Annotated in this window: 17 protein-coding genes and 1 other RNA gene; 6 read left to right on the top strand and 12 right to left on the bottom strand. The window is 42.0% G+C overall.

From position 1 onward, the window contains the following. Positions 1-3: 3 nt before the first annotated feature. The 4 genes from parE to ABD128_RS04630 all read right to left on the bottom strand — a co-directional run bounded on the left by parE (position 4) and on the right by ABD128_RS04630 (position 3,984). Positions 4-1,899 carry a DNA topoisomerase IV subunit B gene (gene parE, locus ABD128_RS04615; RefSeq protein ID WP_343987211.1) on the bottom strand — a complete coding sequence of 632 codons (1,896 nt, stop codon included), beginning with the start codon at positions 1,897-1,899 and terminating at the stop codon, positions 4-6. Between the two features lie 157 nt (positions 1,900-2,056). Continuing rightward, positions 2,057-2,893 (bottom strand): 3',5'-cyclic-AMP phosphodiesterase, encoded by an 837-nt coding sequence (gene cpdA, locus ABD128_RS04620; protein ID WP_343987214.1) that lies wholly within the window; start codon positions 2,891-2,893, stop codon positions 2,057-2,059. A gap of 30 nt (positions 2,894-2,923) precedes the next feature. Then, positions 2,924-3,379: a DUF1249 domain-containing protein gene (locus ABD128_RS04625; RefSeq protein WP_343987217.1), complete on the bottom strand. Its 456-nt coding sequence runs from the start codon at positions 3,377-3,379 to the stop codon at positions 2,924-2,926. Between the two features lie 5 nt (positions 3,380-3,384). Continuing rightward, complete coding sequence (locus ABD128_RS04630) at positions 3,385-3,984, bottom strand: NUDIX domain-containing protein (protein ID WP_343987219.1); 600 nt, start codon at positions 3,982-3,984, stop codon at positions 3,385-3,387. A gap of 215 nt (positions 3,985-4,199) precedes the next feature. Here ABD128_RS04630 and ABD128_RS04635 point away from each other — a divergent pair, with 215 nt between their 5' ends. Together ABD128_RS04635 and ABD128_RS04640 are read left to right on the top strand one after the other, a co-directional pair. Then, a complete protein-coding gene (locus ABD128_RS04635; protein WP_343987222.1) occupies positions 4,200-4,868 on the top strand; it encodes a protein-L-isoaspartate O-methyltransferase family protein in 669 nt (222 codons plus the stop codon). Between the two features lie 43 nt (positions 4,869-4,911). Next, positions 4,912-6,285 (top strand): TolC family outer membrane protein, encoded by a 1,374-nt coding sequence (locus tag ABD128_RS04640; RefSeq protein ID WP_343987225.1) that lies wholly within the window; start codon positions 4,912-4,914, stop codon positions 6,283-6,285. Between the two features lie 42 nt (positions 6,286-6,327). Here the strand turns inward: ABD128_RS04640 and waaA are convergent, their stop codons facing one another. From waaA to ABD128_RS04655, 3 genes are read right to left on the bottom strand one after another with little or no spacing between them, the layout of a single operon-like run. Then, complete coding sequence (waaA, locus tag ABD128_RS04645) at positions 6,328-7,584, bottom strand: lipid IV(A) 3-deoxy-D-manno-octulosonic acid transferase (RefSeq protein WP_343987228.1); 1,257 nt, start codon at positions 7,582-7,584, stop codon at positions 6,328-6,330. Next, on the bottom strand, positions 7,585-7,899 hold the full coding sequence (locus ABD128_RS04650; protein WP_343987231.1) for an RnfH family protein: 315 nt from the start codon (positions 7,897-7,899) through the stop codon (positions 7,585-7,587). 34 nt (positions 7,900-7,933) lie between these two features. Further along, positions 7,934-8,365, bottom strand: a complete 432-nt coding sequence (locus ABD128_RS04655; protein WP_343987234.1) for a type II toxin-antitoxin system RatA family toxin — start codon at positions 8,363-8,365, stop codon at positions 7,934-7,936. 137 nt (positions 8,366-8,502) lie between these two features. Between ABD128_RS04655 and smpB the strand changes: the two genes are divergently transcribed. Next, the gene (smpB, locus tag ABD128_RS04660; protein ID WP_343987237.1) at positions 8,503-8,982 is read left to right on the top strand and encodes an SsrA-binding protein SmpB; all 480 of its coding nucleotides are present in this window, start codon (positions 8,503-8,505) and stop codon (positions 8,980-8,982) included. An 82-nt stretch (positions 8,983-9,064) separates the two neighbouring features. Then, a complete protein-coding gene (locus ABD128_RS04665) occupies positions 9,065-10,078 on the top strand; it encodes a LysM peptidoglycan-binding domain-containing protein (RefSeq protein WP_343987239.1) in 1,014 nt (337 codons plus the stop codon). A gap of 2 nt (positions 10,079-10,080) precedes the next feature. On the opposite strand, the gene ABD128_RS04670 is transcribed toward ABD128_RS04665, so the two are convergent. Genes ABD128_RS04670 through ABD128_RS04680 form a run of 3 tightly spaced genes read right to left on the bottom strand, consistent with a single transcriptional unit; the run spans position 10,081 to position 13,148 of the window. Then, a complete protein-coding gene (locus tag ABD128_RS04670; protein ID WP_343987242.1) occupies positions 10,081-11,778 on the bottom strand; it encodes a serine/threonine protein kinase in 1,698 nt (565 codons plus the stop codon). Between the two features lie 11 nt (positions 11,779-11,789). After that, positions 11,790-12,344 (bottom strand): FHA domain-containing protein, encoded by a 555-nt coding sequence (locus ABD128_RS04675; protein WP_343987245.1) that lies wholly within the window; start codon positions 12,342-12,344, stop codon positions 11,790-11,792. A 12-nt stretch (positions 12,345-12,356) separates the two neighbouring features. After that, positions 12,357-13,148: a PP2C family protein-serine/threonine phosphatase gene (locus tag ABD128_RS04680; RefSeq protein WP_343987248.1), complete on the bottom strand. Its 792-nt coding sequence runs from the start codon at positions 13,146-13,148 to the stop codon at positions 12,357-12,359. Between the two features lie 140 nt (positions 13,149-13,288). Here ABD128_RS04680 and ssrA point away from each other — a divergent pair. After that, positions 13,289-13,640, top strand: a transfer-messenger RNA (tmRNA) gene (gene ssrA / locus ABD128_RS04685). A 249-nt stretch (positions 13,641-13,889) separates the two neighbouring features. Continuing rightward, a complete protein-coding gene (locus ABD128_RS04690; RefSeq protein ID WP_425545674.1) occupies positions 13,890-15,488 on the top strand; it encodes a site-specific integrase in 1,599 nt (532 codons plus the stop codon). A 111-nt stretch (positions 15,489-15,599) separates the two neighbouring features. Here ABD128_RS04690 and ABD128_RS04695 read toward each other — a convergent pair whose 3' ends face one another. Together ABD128_RS04695 and ABD128_RS04700 are read right to left on the bottom strand one after the other, a co-directional pair. Next, positions 15,600-16,544: a DNA-processing protein DprA gene (locus ABD128_RS04695; RefSeq protein WP_343987253.1), complete on the bottom strand. Its 945-nt coding sequence runs from the start codon at positions 16,542-16,544 to the stop codon at positions 15,600-15,602. After that, entirely contained in the window at positions 16,537-17,094 is a 558-nt protein-coding gene (locus ABD128_RS04700) for a hypothetical protein (RefSeq protein WP_343987256.1), read from the bottom strand. Before ABD128_RS04700 ends, ABD128_RS04695 begins: the two co-directional genes overlap by 8 nt. Between the last annotated feature and the right edge of the window lie 107 nt (positions 17,095-17,201).

Consider the following 17,201-nt stretch of genomic DNA (forward strand, 5'->3'; position numbering starts at 1 on the left):
CTTTTAAACATCAATTTCGGCTTTATTGCCTTTTTCTTCCAACCAACTTTTACGATCGGCGGAACGCTTTTTGGACAACAACATATCCATGACCTGCTCCGAGTTATCACCGCTTTCAAGGGTCAACTGAATCAACCGTCGAGTCTCTGGCGCCATGGTGGTTTCTCGTAACTGCTTAGGGTTCATCTCACCCAATCCCTTAAAGCGCGTCACTTGGATCTTACCGCGCTTCTTTTCGGCCTGAATGCGATCGACAATTCCCTGCTTCTCGTCTTCGTCAAGTGCGTAAAATACTTCTTTCCCAATATCGATTCGATAAAGAGGTGGCATCGCCACATAAACATGACCTGCTTTAACCAGCGGTTTAAAGTGACGAACAAATAAGGCACACAACAAAGTGGCAATATGCAAACCATCTGAATCCGCATCCGCAAGAATACAGATCTTGCCATAACGTAACTTGGATAAATCATCAGTATTAGGATCTAATCCAATCGCAACTGAAATATCATGCACCTCCTGCGAACCCAGAATTTGCTCCGGTTCGACTTCCCAGGTGTTAAGAATTTTACCACGTAGCGGCATTATCGCTTGGAACTCTTTATCCCGAGCTTGCTTAGCTGAGCCTCCCGCTGAGTCACCCTCGACCAGGAAGAGCTCACCACGCATACTGTCTTGCCCGACACAATCAGCCAGCTTGCCAGGTAATGCAGGTCCTTGTGTGACCTTTTTTCGCACTACTTTTTTACTCGCTCGCATTCTTTTGTGGGCATTACTGATAGCTCTCTCAGCCAACGCATCCCCAACTACCGAGTGTTGGTTTAGCCATAGACTAAAGGCATCTTTAACCACACCCGCAACAAAGGTCGCACACTGGCGTGAAGATAAGCGCTCTTTAGTCTGTCCTGAAAATTGAGGATCATCCAGCTTGACTGACAGAACGTAACTAATGCGATCCCAAATATCGTCGGCAGTAAGCTTTACACCTCGTGGTAATAGGTTTCGAAACTCACAAAACTCACGCATTGCCTCAAGCAAACCGTTACGCATACCATTAACGTGAGTACCTCCTTGGGCTGTTGGAATCAAGTTAACGTAGCTCTCGGCTAAGCATTCACCACCCTCGGGCATCCAGAAGAAAGCCCAATCAACAGCCTCTGTTTCACCTGCAAACGATCCAACAAAAGGTTCTTCTGGTAACTTTTCATAATCAACAGCTTGTTCTAAAAGATAATCAGTTAAACCATCCTCATAGTGCCACTCGTCCTTTTCCTTACTGGCTTTGTTTTCAAAAACCACTTTAAGACCCGGGCACAATATTGCTTTGGCTTTTAGCAGATGTTTAAGTTTTGAAACTGAAAATTTAGCGCTATCAAAATATGTTGAGTCAGGCCAAAACTTCACCGTTGTTCCAGTGTTACGTTTGCCAATTTCTCCAACAACCTCTAAATCAGATACTTTTAGCCCATTTTCAAACGCCATAGCATACTGCTTAGAGTCACGTTTAACGGTAACCTCAACACGCTTCGACAGTGCGTTTACGACTGAGATACCAACGCCGTGCAAACCACCTGAAAATTGATAATTTTTATTGGAAAATTTACCGCCAGCGTGCAGTTTACTCATGATAAGTTCAACACCAGGAATCCCTTCTTCAGGGTGGATATCCACTGGCATACCGCGACCATCATCACTAATTTCTAAAGAGTTGTCTTCGTGTAGCACCACTTGGATGAGTTTTGCGTGCCCCGCCAGAGCCTCATCCACACTATTATCAATAACCTCTTGCCCTAGATGGTTCGGGCGTGAGGTATCGGTGTACATGCCAGGGCGTTTTTTAACAGGGTCTAAGCCGCTAAGGACTTCAATATCATCAGCGGTATACTTATTATTTGCCATAGGGGTTCTTTGCCATAAGCTCGTTATTTCTTTTTGATTTTGAGTTGGATGAATCTATAATTGTTATCACGCCTTATCCTATAAAGCGCGATCTGATTGTGCAAGTAAAATGTTGAAATGCTAGATTGGAGATGTCGCGAAGTCAGGGAATGGTTAATTAATAGCCAGATATAGCCATATTGACTGATGGGAGATAACTATCGGCACGGAAACTTTCCACTTTAATTTGTCCATTACCTGAGCAGTGATAAAGGTTATAACCTGGTTTTTCATGACTTGCACAAAAATCTGACGAATGTTTCTTAAATTGAACGCAAGTAGAAGGAACTGAACGATACCATACGTTCTTATGTAGCGTGTCACTTATTTGATGGACGTGGCCAAAAGCACACTGCTTCACTTGTGGATGTCTCGACAGCAGATCAACTAACTGATGTCCGTTATCAATACCAATTTTATCCAGCCAATCACAACCCACCGGCACTGGATGATGGTGAGTAAAAATCATTGTTGGTAAATCGCTGTTCTCAACCAAGCAAGACTCAAGCCACTGCAATTCTTCATCGCTGATATGTCCATGAACTTTCCCTGGTACATGACTGTTCAGCATGAGTAATTGCCAATTTTCTGTAATAAGCTGCTCGGTCGTAGAAAATGGTTTGTTTGAGAGATAACGTTTAAGTTGTGACTTTTCATCATGATTACCGGCCAAGCTCAACACGGGCTTATTAAATCCTGATAAATAGTCGACAAACTTTTGGTAAGATTGTGGCGTGTAATCTTGGGAAATATCACCGGTTACTATAATAATGTCGGGGTTGATTTGACGCTGCTCTACATCGCTTAGAACCGCCTTCAAACTTTCTTCGGTGTTTACGCCAAGCAGAGTCGAGGAATCATCTGCGAACAGATGAGGATCTGAAATATGCAATACTTTCATTGTGTTTCGCCCGATAAAAAGACGAGATTGCTCTTTATTCAAAACATTCCCCAATTAATGACTCAACCTATTATCGCGCGTATTCTAATCAAAAAACACCAATTGTGTCCTATCCAAACTGTGAGGTTGCCCAAATTCTAAGCAAAAACTTAACCATTCAGACAAAAAACGGTTTAATTGGATTTTTTCATCCGGTTGCTTCATTAACTTATTGGGGTACGGATAGACTGGCGGCAACATCCCTTGATTTAGTCCAGACAACACCTCTGCCACCTTGGCATCATGGTACATTCGCACCAAATACTGACGTTTTAAACTGATAGTTTTTTCGTCTTGAAGCAGTTTATAGGTCGCGGTGTGCTTGCTTTTCTGTTCTAGTGAAATTGATAGATTGGGTTGCTTATCAATCTCGAGATTAAAGCCCTGACCAACCTCAAGTTCAACAGAATCAACCAAACGAGAAAGCTTGGCATAGTTGCTCGCGCACAACGCCATAAACTCCTTTAGGTCTGGAATGTACTTCTTTCGAGTTCGGTTCATAAGCTTTAAAGGTTTAAATTTGTCTCGTTAATCAGAAACCATTGTATCGCAATCAAGGCCATAGCGTTATTGATGCGGCCACTTTGTAATAAATTCAAGAGCTCGCTGCGTTTAACGACCAAAACCTTAATATCCTCATGCTCGGTTTCAAGCCCTGCAAACTCTGCTACGTTATCACTATCCACTAATCCTAAAAATAAATCCACATACTCTGTCGTTCCGCCAGGGCTAACCCAGTATCCTGGCATTGGAAACAAGTCTATCAATTGGCACCCAGCCTCTTCCTGCACCTCTCGATAAGCGACATCGGAAGCACTCTCCCCTTCCTCAACCATACCCGCCACTATCTCAAGCAACCACGGAGACTTCTCGCCCACCAAAGCACCAGGACGGCACTGTTCGACTAATACAAAGCAATCTTTCAGCTTATCATACAGCAATACCCCAACCGCATTCCCACGATCAAAAATCTCTCTTTCAACAACTGGGCTCCAATCACCTTGATAACGGCGATGCTGATAGCGGTATTTTTTCATCGAAAAGAATCCTTGGTATAGGGACTCTTCCTCTAAGAACTTAACATCACTTTTGCTGAACTCGGGCATAACTTGTCTCGTCTTTAAATACTTTACTTATTCTTTACAGTAGCTTAAACCATTTTGAGATTACAGCCTTTCATAATCTGTTACACTTAGATTGTTGTTTGAAATATAAGAAATGACTATTCTTTGCACTATTCTTGATTAAAATTCACTTATCTGCATCTGAGACACGCAATAAGTGCTTTTTAATGAAAAGAGCATTATGAAGAGAGGGAATCATGAGAGAAGCGGCAACCGATTTCGAGCAGGCTCGACACAATATGGTCGAACAGCAGATCAGGCCTTGGAATGTCTTGGATCAGCGTGTTCTGGATAAAATCCATGGTTTAGCACGTGATCGTTTCGTACCCACCGACTACAAGTCGATAGCTTACGCTGATACTCAAATTAACATTGGCCACAGTCAAATAATGATGACGCCTAAAGAAGAAGCGAGGATGCTACAAGCTTTAGCCATCAAGCCGACCGATACAGCTCTCGAAATCGGCACTGGAACTGGCTATTGCACAGCGCTTTTAGCTAGCCTAGCCAATAAGGTTTATAGTGTTGATATTATTGAAGAGTTCATTGAGTCCGCAAGCAAGATTACAGCTGAGCTTGGGCTTACAAATATTGAGTTTGAAGAAGGGGATGCTGCCAATGGTTGGCCCCACCATAAACCCTATGATGTTATTGCAATAACAGGCAGCTGTTATCAGTTACCCGAACAATATTTGAACCAGCTAACGATTGGCGGGCGACTATTTTGTGTAACAGGGACCGAGCCAGCGATGCAAGCTCAGCTAATCACTCGCACAGGCGAAGATGAATGGCATACTCAAAGTCTATACGAGACGGTCATTCCAAGCCTAATTAACAGCAAACCCAAACCGCAATTTGACTTTTAATCAAGAAACAATAGATATCTAAAACAAGACGAGACAATTTCTGATGAAATTAAGAACCATCCACACTTTACTAGCAGCCACATTATTCGGCGGATTAGCCAACGTCAGCTACGCCGCCACAGATCTAATGGACGTCTATCAGGACGCCCTGAACAACGATTCACAATACAAAATTAGTGCGGCTTCGTTAAAAGCAACCGAACAAGACTATAAGATTTCAAGATCGAGTTTGTTGCCACAAATTAACGGTAGCGTTAGTCGTTCACGCTCGGACACAGACAGCGAAGGGCAAGGTTTGGATGGAAGTCCATCAGATCCGTTTAGTAGTGATGTGAATACCACGACTTATGCAGTGCAGCTTGACCAAGTGTTATTCGACTGGGGTCAGTGGATTGCGCTAGATCAAGCAGAAATGAGCGTGAGGGCTGCTGAATTAACTCATGCCTCAAACCTACAAGGCCTAATGCTTCGCACCACCCAAGCTTATTTTAATGTGCTGTCAGCACAAGAAACATTAGCCATTACTCGTAATGAAAAGCAAGCTTTACAACAACAGCTTGATCTTACACGCGAACAGTATGAGTCAGGACTTGCAAACGCCACTGACTTTTTGAACGCACAAGCGAACTTTGATCAGTCAGTCGCTAATGAAATCAGCCAAGAAACGAACTTGATTAATGCGCAAGAGGCCTTACGTGAAGTCACTGGACAATACTACAGCGAACTTGAAGATGTCGGCAATAGTATCCAAATGACGCCACCGAGCCCGGCCAATATTGATGATTGGTTACGAGTGGCTAATGAGTCGAATCTTGGTTTAAAAGCTCAGCAAATGAGTGTTCGTATTGCAAGAGACGAGGTAAAGCGTAACCGTAGCGACCATTATCCGAACGCTAACTTAAGAGTAAGCTACTCCGAGCGCGATAGCGATACAGAGCGAATGTTCCCTACTTTAGGTGTCAATCAAAACACATCTAATTTAACAGACGGCTACCAAGCTGGAGTTACGGTTTCTATCCCCATCTTTTCAGGGCTTAGAACTACTGCCCAAACAGAAAAAGCAAAGCAAAACTATCTGCGTACAACTCACGAACTAGAGCAAAACGCGCGTCAAATACAACGTAGCGTCCGCTCGGCTTATGCCACACTCGAAGCCTCTATTCAGTCGTTTAATGCAAACACACGTGTCCTAGAGTCGAGTCAAAGCTCCTTAGAAGCGACAAGAGATGGTTATCAGGCAGGAACGCGAAACATTATTGATGTCTTGCAAGCAACTCGTGCGGTTTATGCCGCCCAACGCTCTCTGAGTCGAGCTAAGTTTGACTATTTAATCAATGGTCTGAAGCTTAAAGAAGCCGTAGGAACTTTGACAAAAGACGATATCGAGGAAGTGAATCAATGGTTACTGAATAATTAATTTCTAGCCATAAATATCCAGCAATAACGCTAGAGCTTCTCTTTATAAGAAAGGCTCTAGCTGATTCACAGTTTTTTCTAATGCACCTCGACTATGCTCAACCACAGCTTGGGCTTTCTGTCCCATAAGTTGTCTTTTTTGCTCATCTACCATCAAGCTAATCACTGCTTCACTAATCTCTCCAACGGTAGCTACGGTTTTTGCTCCTTCCTGTCCGACCAATTCTCGATAAACTTCACTGAAATTATGAACATGAGGCCCTGATAGAACGGGCTTGCCGAGCGAAGCTGGCTCAATCATATTGTGGCCGCCAATAGGCACTAAGCTCCCCCCAACAAAAGCAATATCTGTAAGTTTATAAGCTAACATGAGCTCGCCCATACTGTCCCCTACCATGACTTGATTCTGCTCATTCCAAGCATCGGGTTGTGAACGTCTATGATAAGTAAAACCAAGCCCGGCGACTAAGTTTGAAACTTCATCAAACCGCTCAGGGTGTCTTGGAACAATGATTAACTTAGCATCAGGTAGTGACTGCAAGACTTGCTGATGCGCCTTTAACAGAATTTCATCCTCACCTTTATGAGTGCTTGCCGCTAACCACACTAACGTCTTTGAGTCACCCTCCCAGCCATGAAAGTAAGACTCATCTCCATTGCATGTAAACTGCTGATCAAATTTTATGTTTCCAGTGGTTACACATTGATTTGGGTTGACTCCTAACCGAATAAAACGCTGAGCGTCTTTATCGTTAACCGGCAATACTAACTTGAAAGCCTTCATCATCTGCTGGCTTAAGGTCGAAAACTTAAGGTATTTTTGCGCCGACTTTTCAGACATTCGAGCATTGGCTAGAATGACAGGGATATCTCTAGATTTGAGGTGATGAAGCCAATTTGGCCACAACTCAGTTTCCATGATGACCAGTGCACCAGGTTGAATTCGTCGGGTAAAGCGCTTAATTGTCCCTGGCAAATCACAAGGAGAATAATGATGCGTTACTTTACTTCCTAGCCCTTCAATGATTTGCTTAGCTCCCGTTGGCGTGGTCGTTGTAACCACGATATTTAAATCTGGCTTCAGCTGTAACAGTCTTTCTATAATGGTTTTCGCTGCGATAGACTCGCCCATAGACACCGCATGGAACCAGATGGATGGCCTCTGTTGCTTTCTAACAAACCCAAAGCGCTCGCGCATCGGCTCCCGATATTGTGGTGGCTTAAAGCTTTTATAAACCCAACGCAAGCACAATAAGGGCGCACAAAGGTAATAAATCGCGGTATAAATAAATCGTAACACCTACTTTTTTTCCTTGTTTTTATCAGCTTCCTGTTTTGCCTTTAAGGCTCTTTGTTTTCTGACTTCTTTCGGATCAATCAATAACGGCCGGTATATTTCGATTCTATCACCATCATGCAGGGTTGCATCTAGAGTTGTTAGCTTGCTGAATACACCTACTTTATTTTCCGATAAATCTATGTCTGGATGAAGTTCCAAAATGCCGGACTGTTGGATAACAGCTTCAACCGTCGAACCTCTATCGACCATAAGTTCCAGTAGCGTCTGCTCTTCTGGCAAGGCGTAACACACCTCGACACGCAGCTTTTTGTCCATCTAAAATTGCTCCTTACTCTGTCACAGAGCCATTTTAACCGTAAACTACCGCGGCTCTTTTTGAAAAAGCTTCGACAAATGACTCCGCCAAATGATTGAACACACTACTAAAAGCCATACTGGTTAAAATATTAGAAAACTCAAAATTAACTTCAAGCTCAATCTTACAGGCTTTATCGTCCAAAGAGGTAAATACCCAGCGTCCGTCTAAATGCTTAAAAGGACCATCAACAAGCTTCATATCAATGGAGTCATAAGGATTATTAGTATTCTTTGTTGTAAATGTCTTTTCAAAGCCGCCTTTTGCTACGGCTAAACTTGCTACAACCTCTGTTTCAGTGCGCTCAAGCTCAGTTGCACCAACACAGTTTGGTAAAAACTCAGGGTATTTTTCGATATCATTTACTAATTCAAACATCTGCTGTGCAGAATAAGGTAATAGGGCTTGGCGCTTAACTGTCTTCATAACTCTATCGTAAAACTGACTTGTAGCAATTGTAACATTGCCTGTTTTAAACTCCTAACCTATTGAGACTCTGTGCGTTGCCCCCTATAATCCCTAAACAGAGATTATTTTGAGTTTCACCAACGAGAGTTCATTGAGTGGCTAAAAAAGGTAAAAATAAACCATCCAGTAGCGCAATAGCTTTAAATAAAAGAGCTAGGCACGATTACTTCATCGAGGAAACCTTTGAGGCTGGTGTGATGCTACAGGGCTGGGAAGTCAAAAGTTTACGAGCGGGCAAGGTCAATTTGGCTGAGAGCTACGTGTTGCTAAAAAATGGCGAGGCGTTTCTTTTCGGTTGTCATATATCGCCACTGTTGAGCGCTTCTACTCACGTTGTTGCCGATCCTTTGAGAACCCGTAAACTATTACTGAATAACCACGAAATTGCAAAATTATTCCGTGGTGTTGACCAGCAAGGTTACGCCGTCGTTGCTCTTAAGCTCTATTGGAAAAAATCCTTAGTCAAACTTGAAATTGGCTTGGCTAAAGGTAAAAAGCTGCATGATAAGCGTGCAACAGAAAAAGAACGCGAATGGAATAAGACAAAAGAACGCATTATGAAGCATAGTGTGTGAATTGGTTCATAAAGATTGGAGTTAAACAGAGTCTCTGTTTAATTCCTGCTACTATTGTTTATTCACAATAATTATTAGGAAAATGAATAGTTTGAAAGCATCGACATCAATCACAAGTGTTACCCTTTCATCGAGCTTTAAGCTTCTTGCTTTAACTGCGGCAGTTGTTCTTGCAGGGTGCTCTTTCAAGGAAGACAGGAACGATATTGTGGTTCCTATAGTAGATGCTACACCAGCACAGTCATCGGGCAGCTCATCCCCGGTGGTCTATCAGGGTGTTGATGAATCAGATACATATATTTATACGGTGCGCCCTGGCGATACGCTAGGCACCATTTCACAGCAATACTTAGGTGCCTCTAGTCGATATACAGAGTTATTGAAACTGAATAAGTTGGCTCCTAATGACTCAATTTTCGTTGGGCAAAAGCTTAAGCTTCCGACAAAAGGACTCACCATTCCTAAAGAAAGCTCATACTCCAAACATAGCAAGTCTCGCCAGACTGTATCTACGACCGCATCGAAAGAGTCATACCCTGAATTAGAGGCTTTAATCGAAGCGGAAGAGTACAACCAAGCAATACAGTGGACATTAAACCACGAGAAACTTGAAACTAGCCAGTCTTTACAGCAAAAACTAGTCGTTGCAGCCAAAGGTCAATCTGAGCAATACAAACGCCAACAAAACACTGCTGAAGCCGAGGCACTACTTTCAGGATTAATCAGTGAAACTCCATTATCATCAGCCAATAAAGCCATGCTTGAGGCTGAGCTATCCACACTTCGCGCAGAGCAGCAACTATTAACCGCTAAGCAATACGCGGATCGTTCTCAGTTTGATGATTCTTATGAGCTACTGCTAAATGCTTGGAATAACGTGGGGAAACCACTTGAAGAAAACATACTTTTCACAACAACTCGAAATAAGGTATCGGAAAACTACCACCAACAGGCGCTACGTCTATATCGCAATCAAAAACTCGATGACGCATTAGAGTTTTGGCAGAAGATTTTAGCCATTAACCCCAATGATGACTTAGCTTTGGTTTATCAAGATCGGGTGAAAGCGCTACAGAATAAACTCGATAACCTATAATATTACCGATCGGCCTTATCGCTAGTATCAGCAACATCAATTAATAGCGTTTTATCAATATCTGTCAGCTCACTTAATGCAGGGTCGGTATTATTTTTAAATCCCATATGCTGGGTTTTGGTCAGGCCTGCTAGCTTCTGGGTCAGCTCATTCACTTCTTGCTGTAATCGCCCGACCTCATCATGGGCATTAATTTTAATTAACTCCGACTGCCCGTGTGATCGAATATCCTTAATGACCTGCCGTGTTTTATTAATTCTTTGTGTGAATTTATTCGCTAGCCAGTACACCCCTGAAAAAACCGCCAGCATGATCACAAACATCCATATAATCATAGTTAACAATGATGACCGTGTGGCATTTATTAAGTTACTTCGCCCTACTGCGATACTAGCGTGGCCAATAATCTTTTCTTGGAACATAATAGGCGTATCGAATATAAATGCTTCCTGATTGAAACTGTCTAAATTTTCATAAATTCGACTAGAACCCTTACCGCCTATTATTTGACTGCCTTCGAAAGCTTTATAGAATTTCCCTACTTGCTCCTCCAAGCTGCTGCTCTGGACCAAGTTATCCTTGTCCCTAATTGATAAGTACAAAACTTCAGAGCTATTTACGATATCTTGGGTAATTGCTTGCAACGCTACATCTTCGTCCAACAATAATGGTTCGGCGGTTTCGCTCGAAATGATCTGAACCATTGAATTGCCATAATCATAAACTAGCTGGTTCATTAGTGTATTCTGCTTGTTATATACCCAAATCATCCCCAAAACCATTACCACTAATACCAAGGATGATAATGAAACGGCCCAACGGGCACGCATGGAAACAAAGCGAATCGATGAAATTCCTTTACGTTCTTGCGCTATTTCCTCAGCGAGTGTGTCGAGTTCCTCAATAAGTTCTTCAGTTTTGGTATATCGTAAATCAGGGTTTTTCTGAAGCAATCTAAAAATGATGCTTTGCCAAATAAAGCCTTGTTCTGAATAAGCATTTAATGGTTCAGGGTTATCTTGTAATACGGCCTGCATCATCGCGCCATAATTAGCAGCCTGGAAGGGTAACTCACCTTTTGTCACCTTGTAGAGGATCACCCCTAAGGAATACAAGTCTGTTTTAAAACTCGTTTCATTGCCTGAAATCTGCTCCGGAGACATATAAGCAGGCGTGCCCATGACTTTCTCCTGCTCCTCCGCACCAGCCTCCATAAACTGATGTTCAACTCGAGCAATACCAAAGTCGGTTATTTTAAAACGCTTCCCTTTATCTAAAACAAGAATATTCTCAGGCTTGATATCTCTATGGATAACTCCCTTTGAATGAGCATAATTCAGGGCTTCCGTTAATTGTTGCGCCAACTCGAGGGAGTCACCGATTGAAAAAACCCCATGCTCTTCTAGATGTTCGTCAAGGTTATTGCCTTCTAGAAGCTCCATGGCGATATAAGGCCTATCTTGCCAGATACCGACATCATAAATAGTCACGATTCCCGGGTGACTTAAACTACCTGCAGCTCTTGCTTCACGCAAAAAAAGCGCGCGATACTCTTCCTCCTCTACGAGCTCATGTTTTAGAAGCTTTATAGCAAGTGAGCGTCCAATTTCGGGATCTTTAGCTAGATAAACTACAGACATGGCGCCACGACCAATTTCTTCTATAAGTTCGTAGCGACCGATTTTCAATTGGTTAGTCATTTGTTTGATAACTATGCAAACAACCAGATAAGCACGCCAATAAAAATCACTGCGGCTACACCAAGTGCACCTACTAACGTCCAGTTTATTTCTGCAGCTTCTTCTTCAGCCTCTTCAGGAGAGTCGACTAGCGTAAATAAAAACTCGGTATGACCAATTTGAATTTTATCGCCTAGCGTTAAAACACGTTCAGTAATTTTCTCGCCATTAACGATAGTACCGTTTGACGATAATAAGTTAAGTATTTTCCACTCACCACTATAGTAAGTTATCTGGGCATGAGTGGATGAGGCTGCAGGATCATAGATCGTGACGCTATTGCCCTTACCTCGTCCAATAACATTTTTTCCATAACTTAGTAGAAATGCAGTGCCCGCGTGGGGTTTAGTCGTAGCCAAGAGTGCTGGAACTTTTGTCCCATCATCTTCTAGTTTTTGAATTTCTGCGGCAATCATCCGATCGACTTCTTTCGAGTCAAAAACAAGTGTTCCCTGCGGCCCAGCCTTATCTTCCCGATACCCCTTTCTTGGCTCAGCTTTTTTATTTGACGAATCTTGTGATGACATACTTACCTCACGTTAATTTATTTTTAATAATTTTTTAATTTGATCGATAAAGCTTTTTTTCTTTCGCTTTTTTGGTGCTTTCACCGGAGACGATATAAGAATAACCGAAACATTGTCACTCCCCCCATTCTTACACGCAAGCGACACCATATACTCGATCTTCGCTTGGTTGTCGCGTGGCATACGCAACGCCCCAGTTAACTCAGTGCGGGATAGCTCATCGTACAAACCATCACTCGCCAACAGTAAATGCTCACCATAATCCCACTCACGATTTAAAAGACCAATATGAAGCTGGTTGTCATTCTCAATCCCTAAGCATTGAGTAATAACGTGGCGTTTTGGATGGTGTTTTACTTGTGTCGACTCAATTAAACCTGCGTTGAGAAGCTTTTGGACTAAAGTGTGGTCTTCTGTTAACTGCGATAACTCGCCGGTTATCTCATTCCAAAGGTAAGCCCTACTATCACCTACCCACGCAATATCGTAACTATCTTCTTTTGAGTGTACCGCCACGACAGTTGCCCCGCGGTCTTCCTCCTCATGACGATTATACGCTTTTATCACTGAGTGTGCAGAATGGACAGCATTAAAGAGATTGGCTCCGTTAGCGATCGACTTTCGGATTTCTTTAACCGTATAAAGACTGGCTTGCTCGCCCTGCTTTAGTCCGCCAACCCCATCAGATAGCAACCAAAGCCCTAACTCTGAGGATCCGTAAACTTTATCATCATTATTTTCTCTAGCGACGCCCTTATGGGACATCATCGCAGATTCAATGCGATTTTTTTCTTGTGGTGACATTAACCCTCCTACTGTGGCCAACAAAGTGTATCCTTTTGTTTCCTAAAGGAATGTTAACCAAGCCACAATTTACTTTTAGTAATATAACCATTGAATCCTATATACACAATCCCCATATCAGTTATAATGGATTGTTCCATGGGGGCGATTTGGCTTCGACGTGGATTACGAAACTTTAGTTGCATGTCGAGATGTTCAGCGAATCTCGTAAAATCAAAGCTGAAAACTTATAGTTGCAAACGAAGACAACTACGCTTTAGCCGCTTAATAGGCTAACTGTCTACTCTGAGCGTCCTTGGTAGGAGCTAGACAGTCATATACAGGGACTCGCAGGTAACTGTGCTCGGCAGCCAACTGTTAAACTTTCCTCGAGATCGCCATTGAAAGCCTGGCCATTGGCTCGTCACTGGTTAACTTAAAGATGGTTCTAAGCATGTAGATTCTAAAGCAGAGGGTTCGCGGACGCGGGTTCGACTCCCGCCGCCTCCACCAATTCAGTTATGACGGGCCTTTCAGGCCTGTTTGTTACATTTGGTACAAAAACTGGTACAAGTACTGGTACCAACTTCCCTTAGATTGATTAGCTTTTGCATATCTCATTAATTAGAGATAGATGTAATGCTGAGCAAGTACATAACCCTAAGGGGAAACACCTATTACCTAAGATTACCTCTAAAGAGACGCACAGTAGCCCTCCTTGGCCGAAAAGAAGTTAAGCGCTCTTTAGGTACAGATAATAAGATGAAGGCCTCACAAAAGGCCCTTCGGTATATCGAGTTTATTGAACAGTTACAAGAGCAATTAAAAGTGTTTATTGACTTAGAATATATTAACCCTTCTGAAAGATCTCTTTTAGTACATTGGTTTGAAACTGAGCTAAAAGCCTTTGAAGACGACATTAGAGCGACAGGGTTTATCCAACTCGAGCCAGGTCTAGTTGACTATGAGCTTTACGGCGAGCTCAAGTCTGACTACGCTGAGAGATACTATTCCCAGTATTATAAGGCATGGCATACCATTGAAAGCGGAGGATATACCGAGAAGGACAACCTTGAGTTTGAAAACTTCATTAATGAGCTAGGAATCCAAGTTGATAGCACATCGACTCATTACACCAATTTAAGATGTGCTTACTTCACGCTCAAGTCGGCGCTATTCAACATCAAGTTTAGAAGATATGCTGGAGGACCAGAGAATCATAAATCCGCTGTAGATTTAGTTAATAGAATCCGTAAAACTGTTGAGAGTTCTAACTCCTCAGTTCAACCTACCTCTCCCCCTCAAGCCTTAATTGCTCAAAAAGTTGACCTTGAGCAGCTTGTTGACGAGTTTCTTGCTTCTAAGGAAAGAGAGGAAAGTTGTTCTGCCAAAACTCTAGAAGGATACAAAGAGTCATTAAAGCTTCTGATCCAACTAAACAGAAATCAAACTATTACTAAGAGATCGGCTTTAGATATCAAAGACAAACTCCAAAAATTGCCGTCTAATATGCATAAACGCAAAGAATACAGAGAGCTGTCCATAGAGGAAATAATACAACTGGAAGATATTCCTAAAGATCACTTGATGTCTGTCACCACCATTAATAAGTATTTAAGAATCTTTGGTTCATTTACTCAGTGGGCAATCAGGCACGATAAAATCGAGCTAAGTCAAAACCCATTCCAAGATCTCAAGTTGAAAGAAAGGGTTAGTAAAAAATCTAAACGAAAGGTTTTCACCCCAGAGAAACTAAACTTACTTTTTAGCCAACCAATCTGGACAAAACTTGAGTACAAAAAGGATTTCCATTACTGGCTTCCTCTTTTAGGCCTATACACAGGTGCTAGGATAGATGAGCTTTGCCAGCTTAAAATTAGTGATGTAAAGGAATATCATATAAATGACCGTACTGTTTATGCTTTTTCTCTAAAGGATTTAGAGCTTAAAACGGAAAGTTCTGAAAGAGAAATACCAATACACCAACATCTTATAGAGCTGGGTTTGTTAGATTATATAGACCAACTTAAACAGGAAGGAAAAGTTTACTTACTTCATGATATTACCGTCGGGAAAAGTACTCGTTCCGACCCTTCTAGCAAGTGGTTTAACCGTCTTAAAGATAAACTAGGTTTTGAAAAGGAAAAAGAGTGCTTTCACTCATTTCGACATACCTTGCAAGACATGGTATCAAACGGTGTGGGTGAGTTCGGCTATAAGTTAAAACGTATCCTTGGTCATTCATCAGATGATGTTACGTTTGGAACATATGGTCAAGAGATTAACTTAAAATATCTAACTGAAGTTTATGAGAAGATTGACTTTAAGAAATACCTCCCCGAAATCAAGCCGTTTAAATAAACTGCAGAGATGCAAGTAGGCTAGGAGGTGATTAATAGCCCTAGCATCCATTAAAAAAGAAGTACGAATAAGTTTTAAACGTTGAGGAACAATTAACGAATTTAAGTCAATTTAGTCTTGGCTGACTTTACCTCCCAATTCCTCAAGGTGACTATTCATTACCTTTAGCAGTCTTTCGTAGTCACCACGTGTTCTGATTGGTATGGCACCTTTATTCTTTACTAAATCTTGTGTCCCTGCACAGTTCAACTTTAGAGGATTATTGTCTTCGTGGGGTACAATCGCAAAAAGGGCTCTACCTTGCCCAGTACAGAAGTTCGCTTGGCTAGTAGAGCCACTTTTAATTTCAGCCTCTACAATGAGAGAGCCAACAGACAGTCCTATCTGTATCCGATTTCTAGGTACAAAGAACTCTCTTTTGGTAGGAACCCCCAGTGGGTGTTCGGATAACCATGCACCTCCTTTATCCAAAATCTCATAGCCGAGCTTCGAATTAGATGCAGGAGTCGGTTTGTCTAACCCCCCAGCTAATACTGCTATGGTCTCTCCATTTTTATTAAGACAGCCTCTGTGTGCTTCTGCATCTATGCCTAAAGCAAGTCCACTGACAATAGTCCAACCACACTCACTTAGGAACTCTGAAACTCTCCGAGCTATTGCTTTGCCATTGCTTGAAGCTTTTCTTGTACCCACAATAGCCATTCCGGGAATATTTGTTAATGTTTCAACGTTACCCTTAAGGAATATTGCAGTTGGGGCATCCTTTATTACTCTCAGTGATTGCGGATATAGGATATCCTTTAAGGTAATAACTCTAATGCCGCTAGATTCATGTTCGTGAAGTATGTTTAAAGCTCTTTCCCAGTCATAATCACTAAGGATGTGTCCACCTAGCTCCATATTCTCAAGTGTGTCGTTCACTTCTGTTAAAGAAGAAATATCTTTACTTATAGCTCTAAACACTCCAGAAATAATGCTTGGCTTAGTACGCTTAACAGATCTAAGGGCGAGGTATAGCACTTCAAGAGTTTGATTAATTTTTGAGAGATCATTCATCAACTGTTTTCCCGATAGCCAAAACCTTTAAAATACTTGCTCCAGCTTGCTCTATTTTAGCTTTGCAAGCTGCCAATGAATTCCCACTTGTAACAATATCATCCAAAATAACGTATGGAAATTTAAGACTTATGATATGCTCATGTGTATCCAGTGAAGCTAAATGATTGAATAGACTCCTATCGCCTCCTGTTGCTAACTTAGGTATTGTTCTTGTCCTCACTAAAGGGTTCCCATGATAGTGCATATTTTTATGGGAAGTGGCCAAGCTTCTACATATTTCCTCCATCGCAGCCGACGTCACATTTCTTTCATGAGAAGGCACAATTGCTAATGAAAAGTTTTGAAAGGGAGTGATTTCTGCTGTTAGCTTACTCTCAATCTCACTATAAAACTTATCAACGGCCTGCCTGTGCAGACGGTGGTCAGGGTCTTTGAAGTTCAAGATTTGCTGTGATACGCCCCTGAACTTTGGGTTCACCTTCTTCGGAGTTCCAACTTTGTACTTATGGTAGTCGTGCAAGTAAATCAATAGTTCACTGTCTCTCATCCTTACCGTAACTTCCCTAATTATTTTCTTTTATATAACCCTATTATGATTTATGAGAACTATCAACTTGAATTTTCCCAAAAAAATCTGAAGTACCACCCCGAGGG

The organism is Kangiella japonica, assembly GCF_039523535.1.
In the GTDB taxonomy this organism is placed as follows: Bacteria; Pseudomonadota; Gammaproteobacteria; order Enterobacterales; family Kangiellaceae; genus Kangiella; species Kangiella japonica.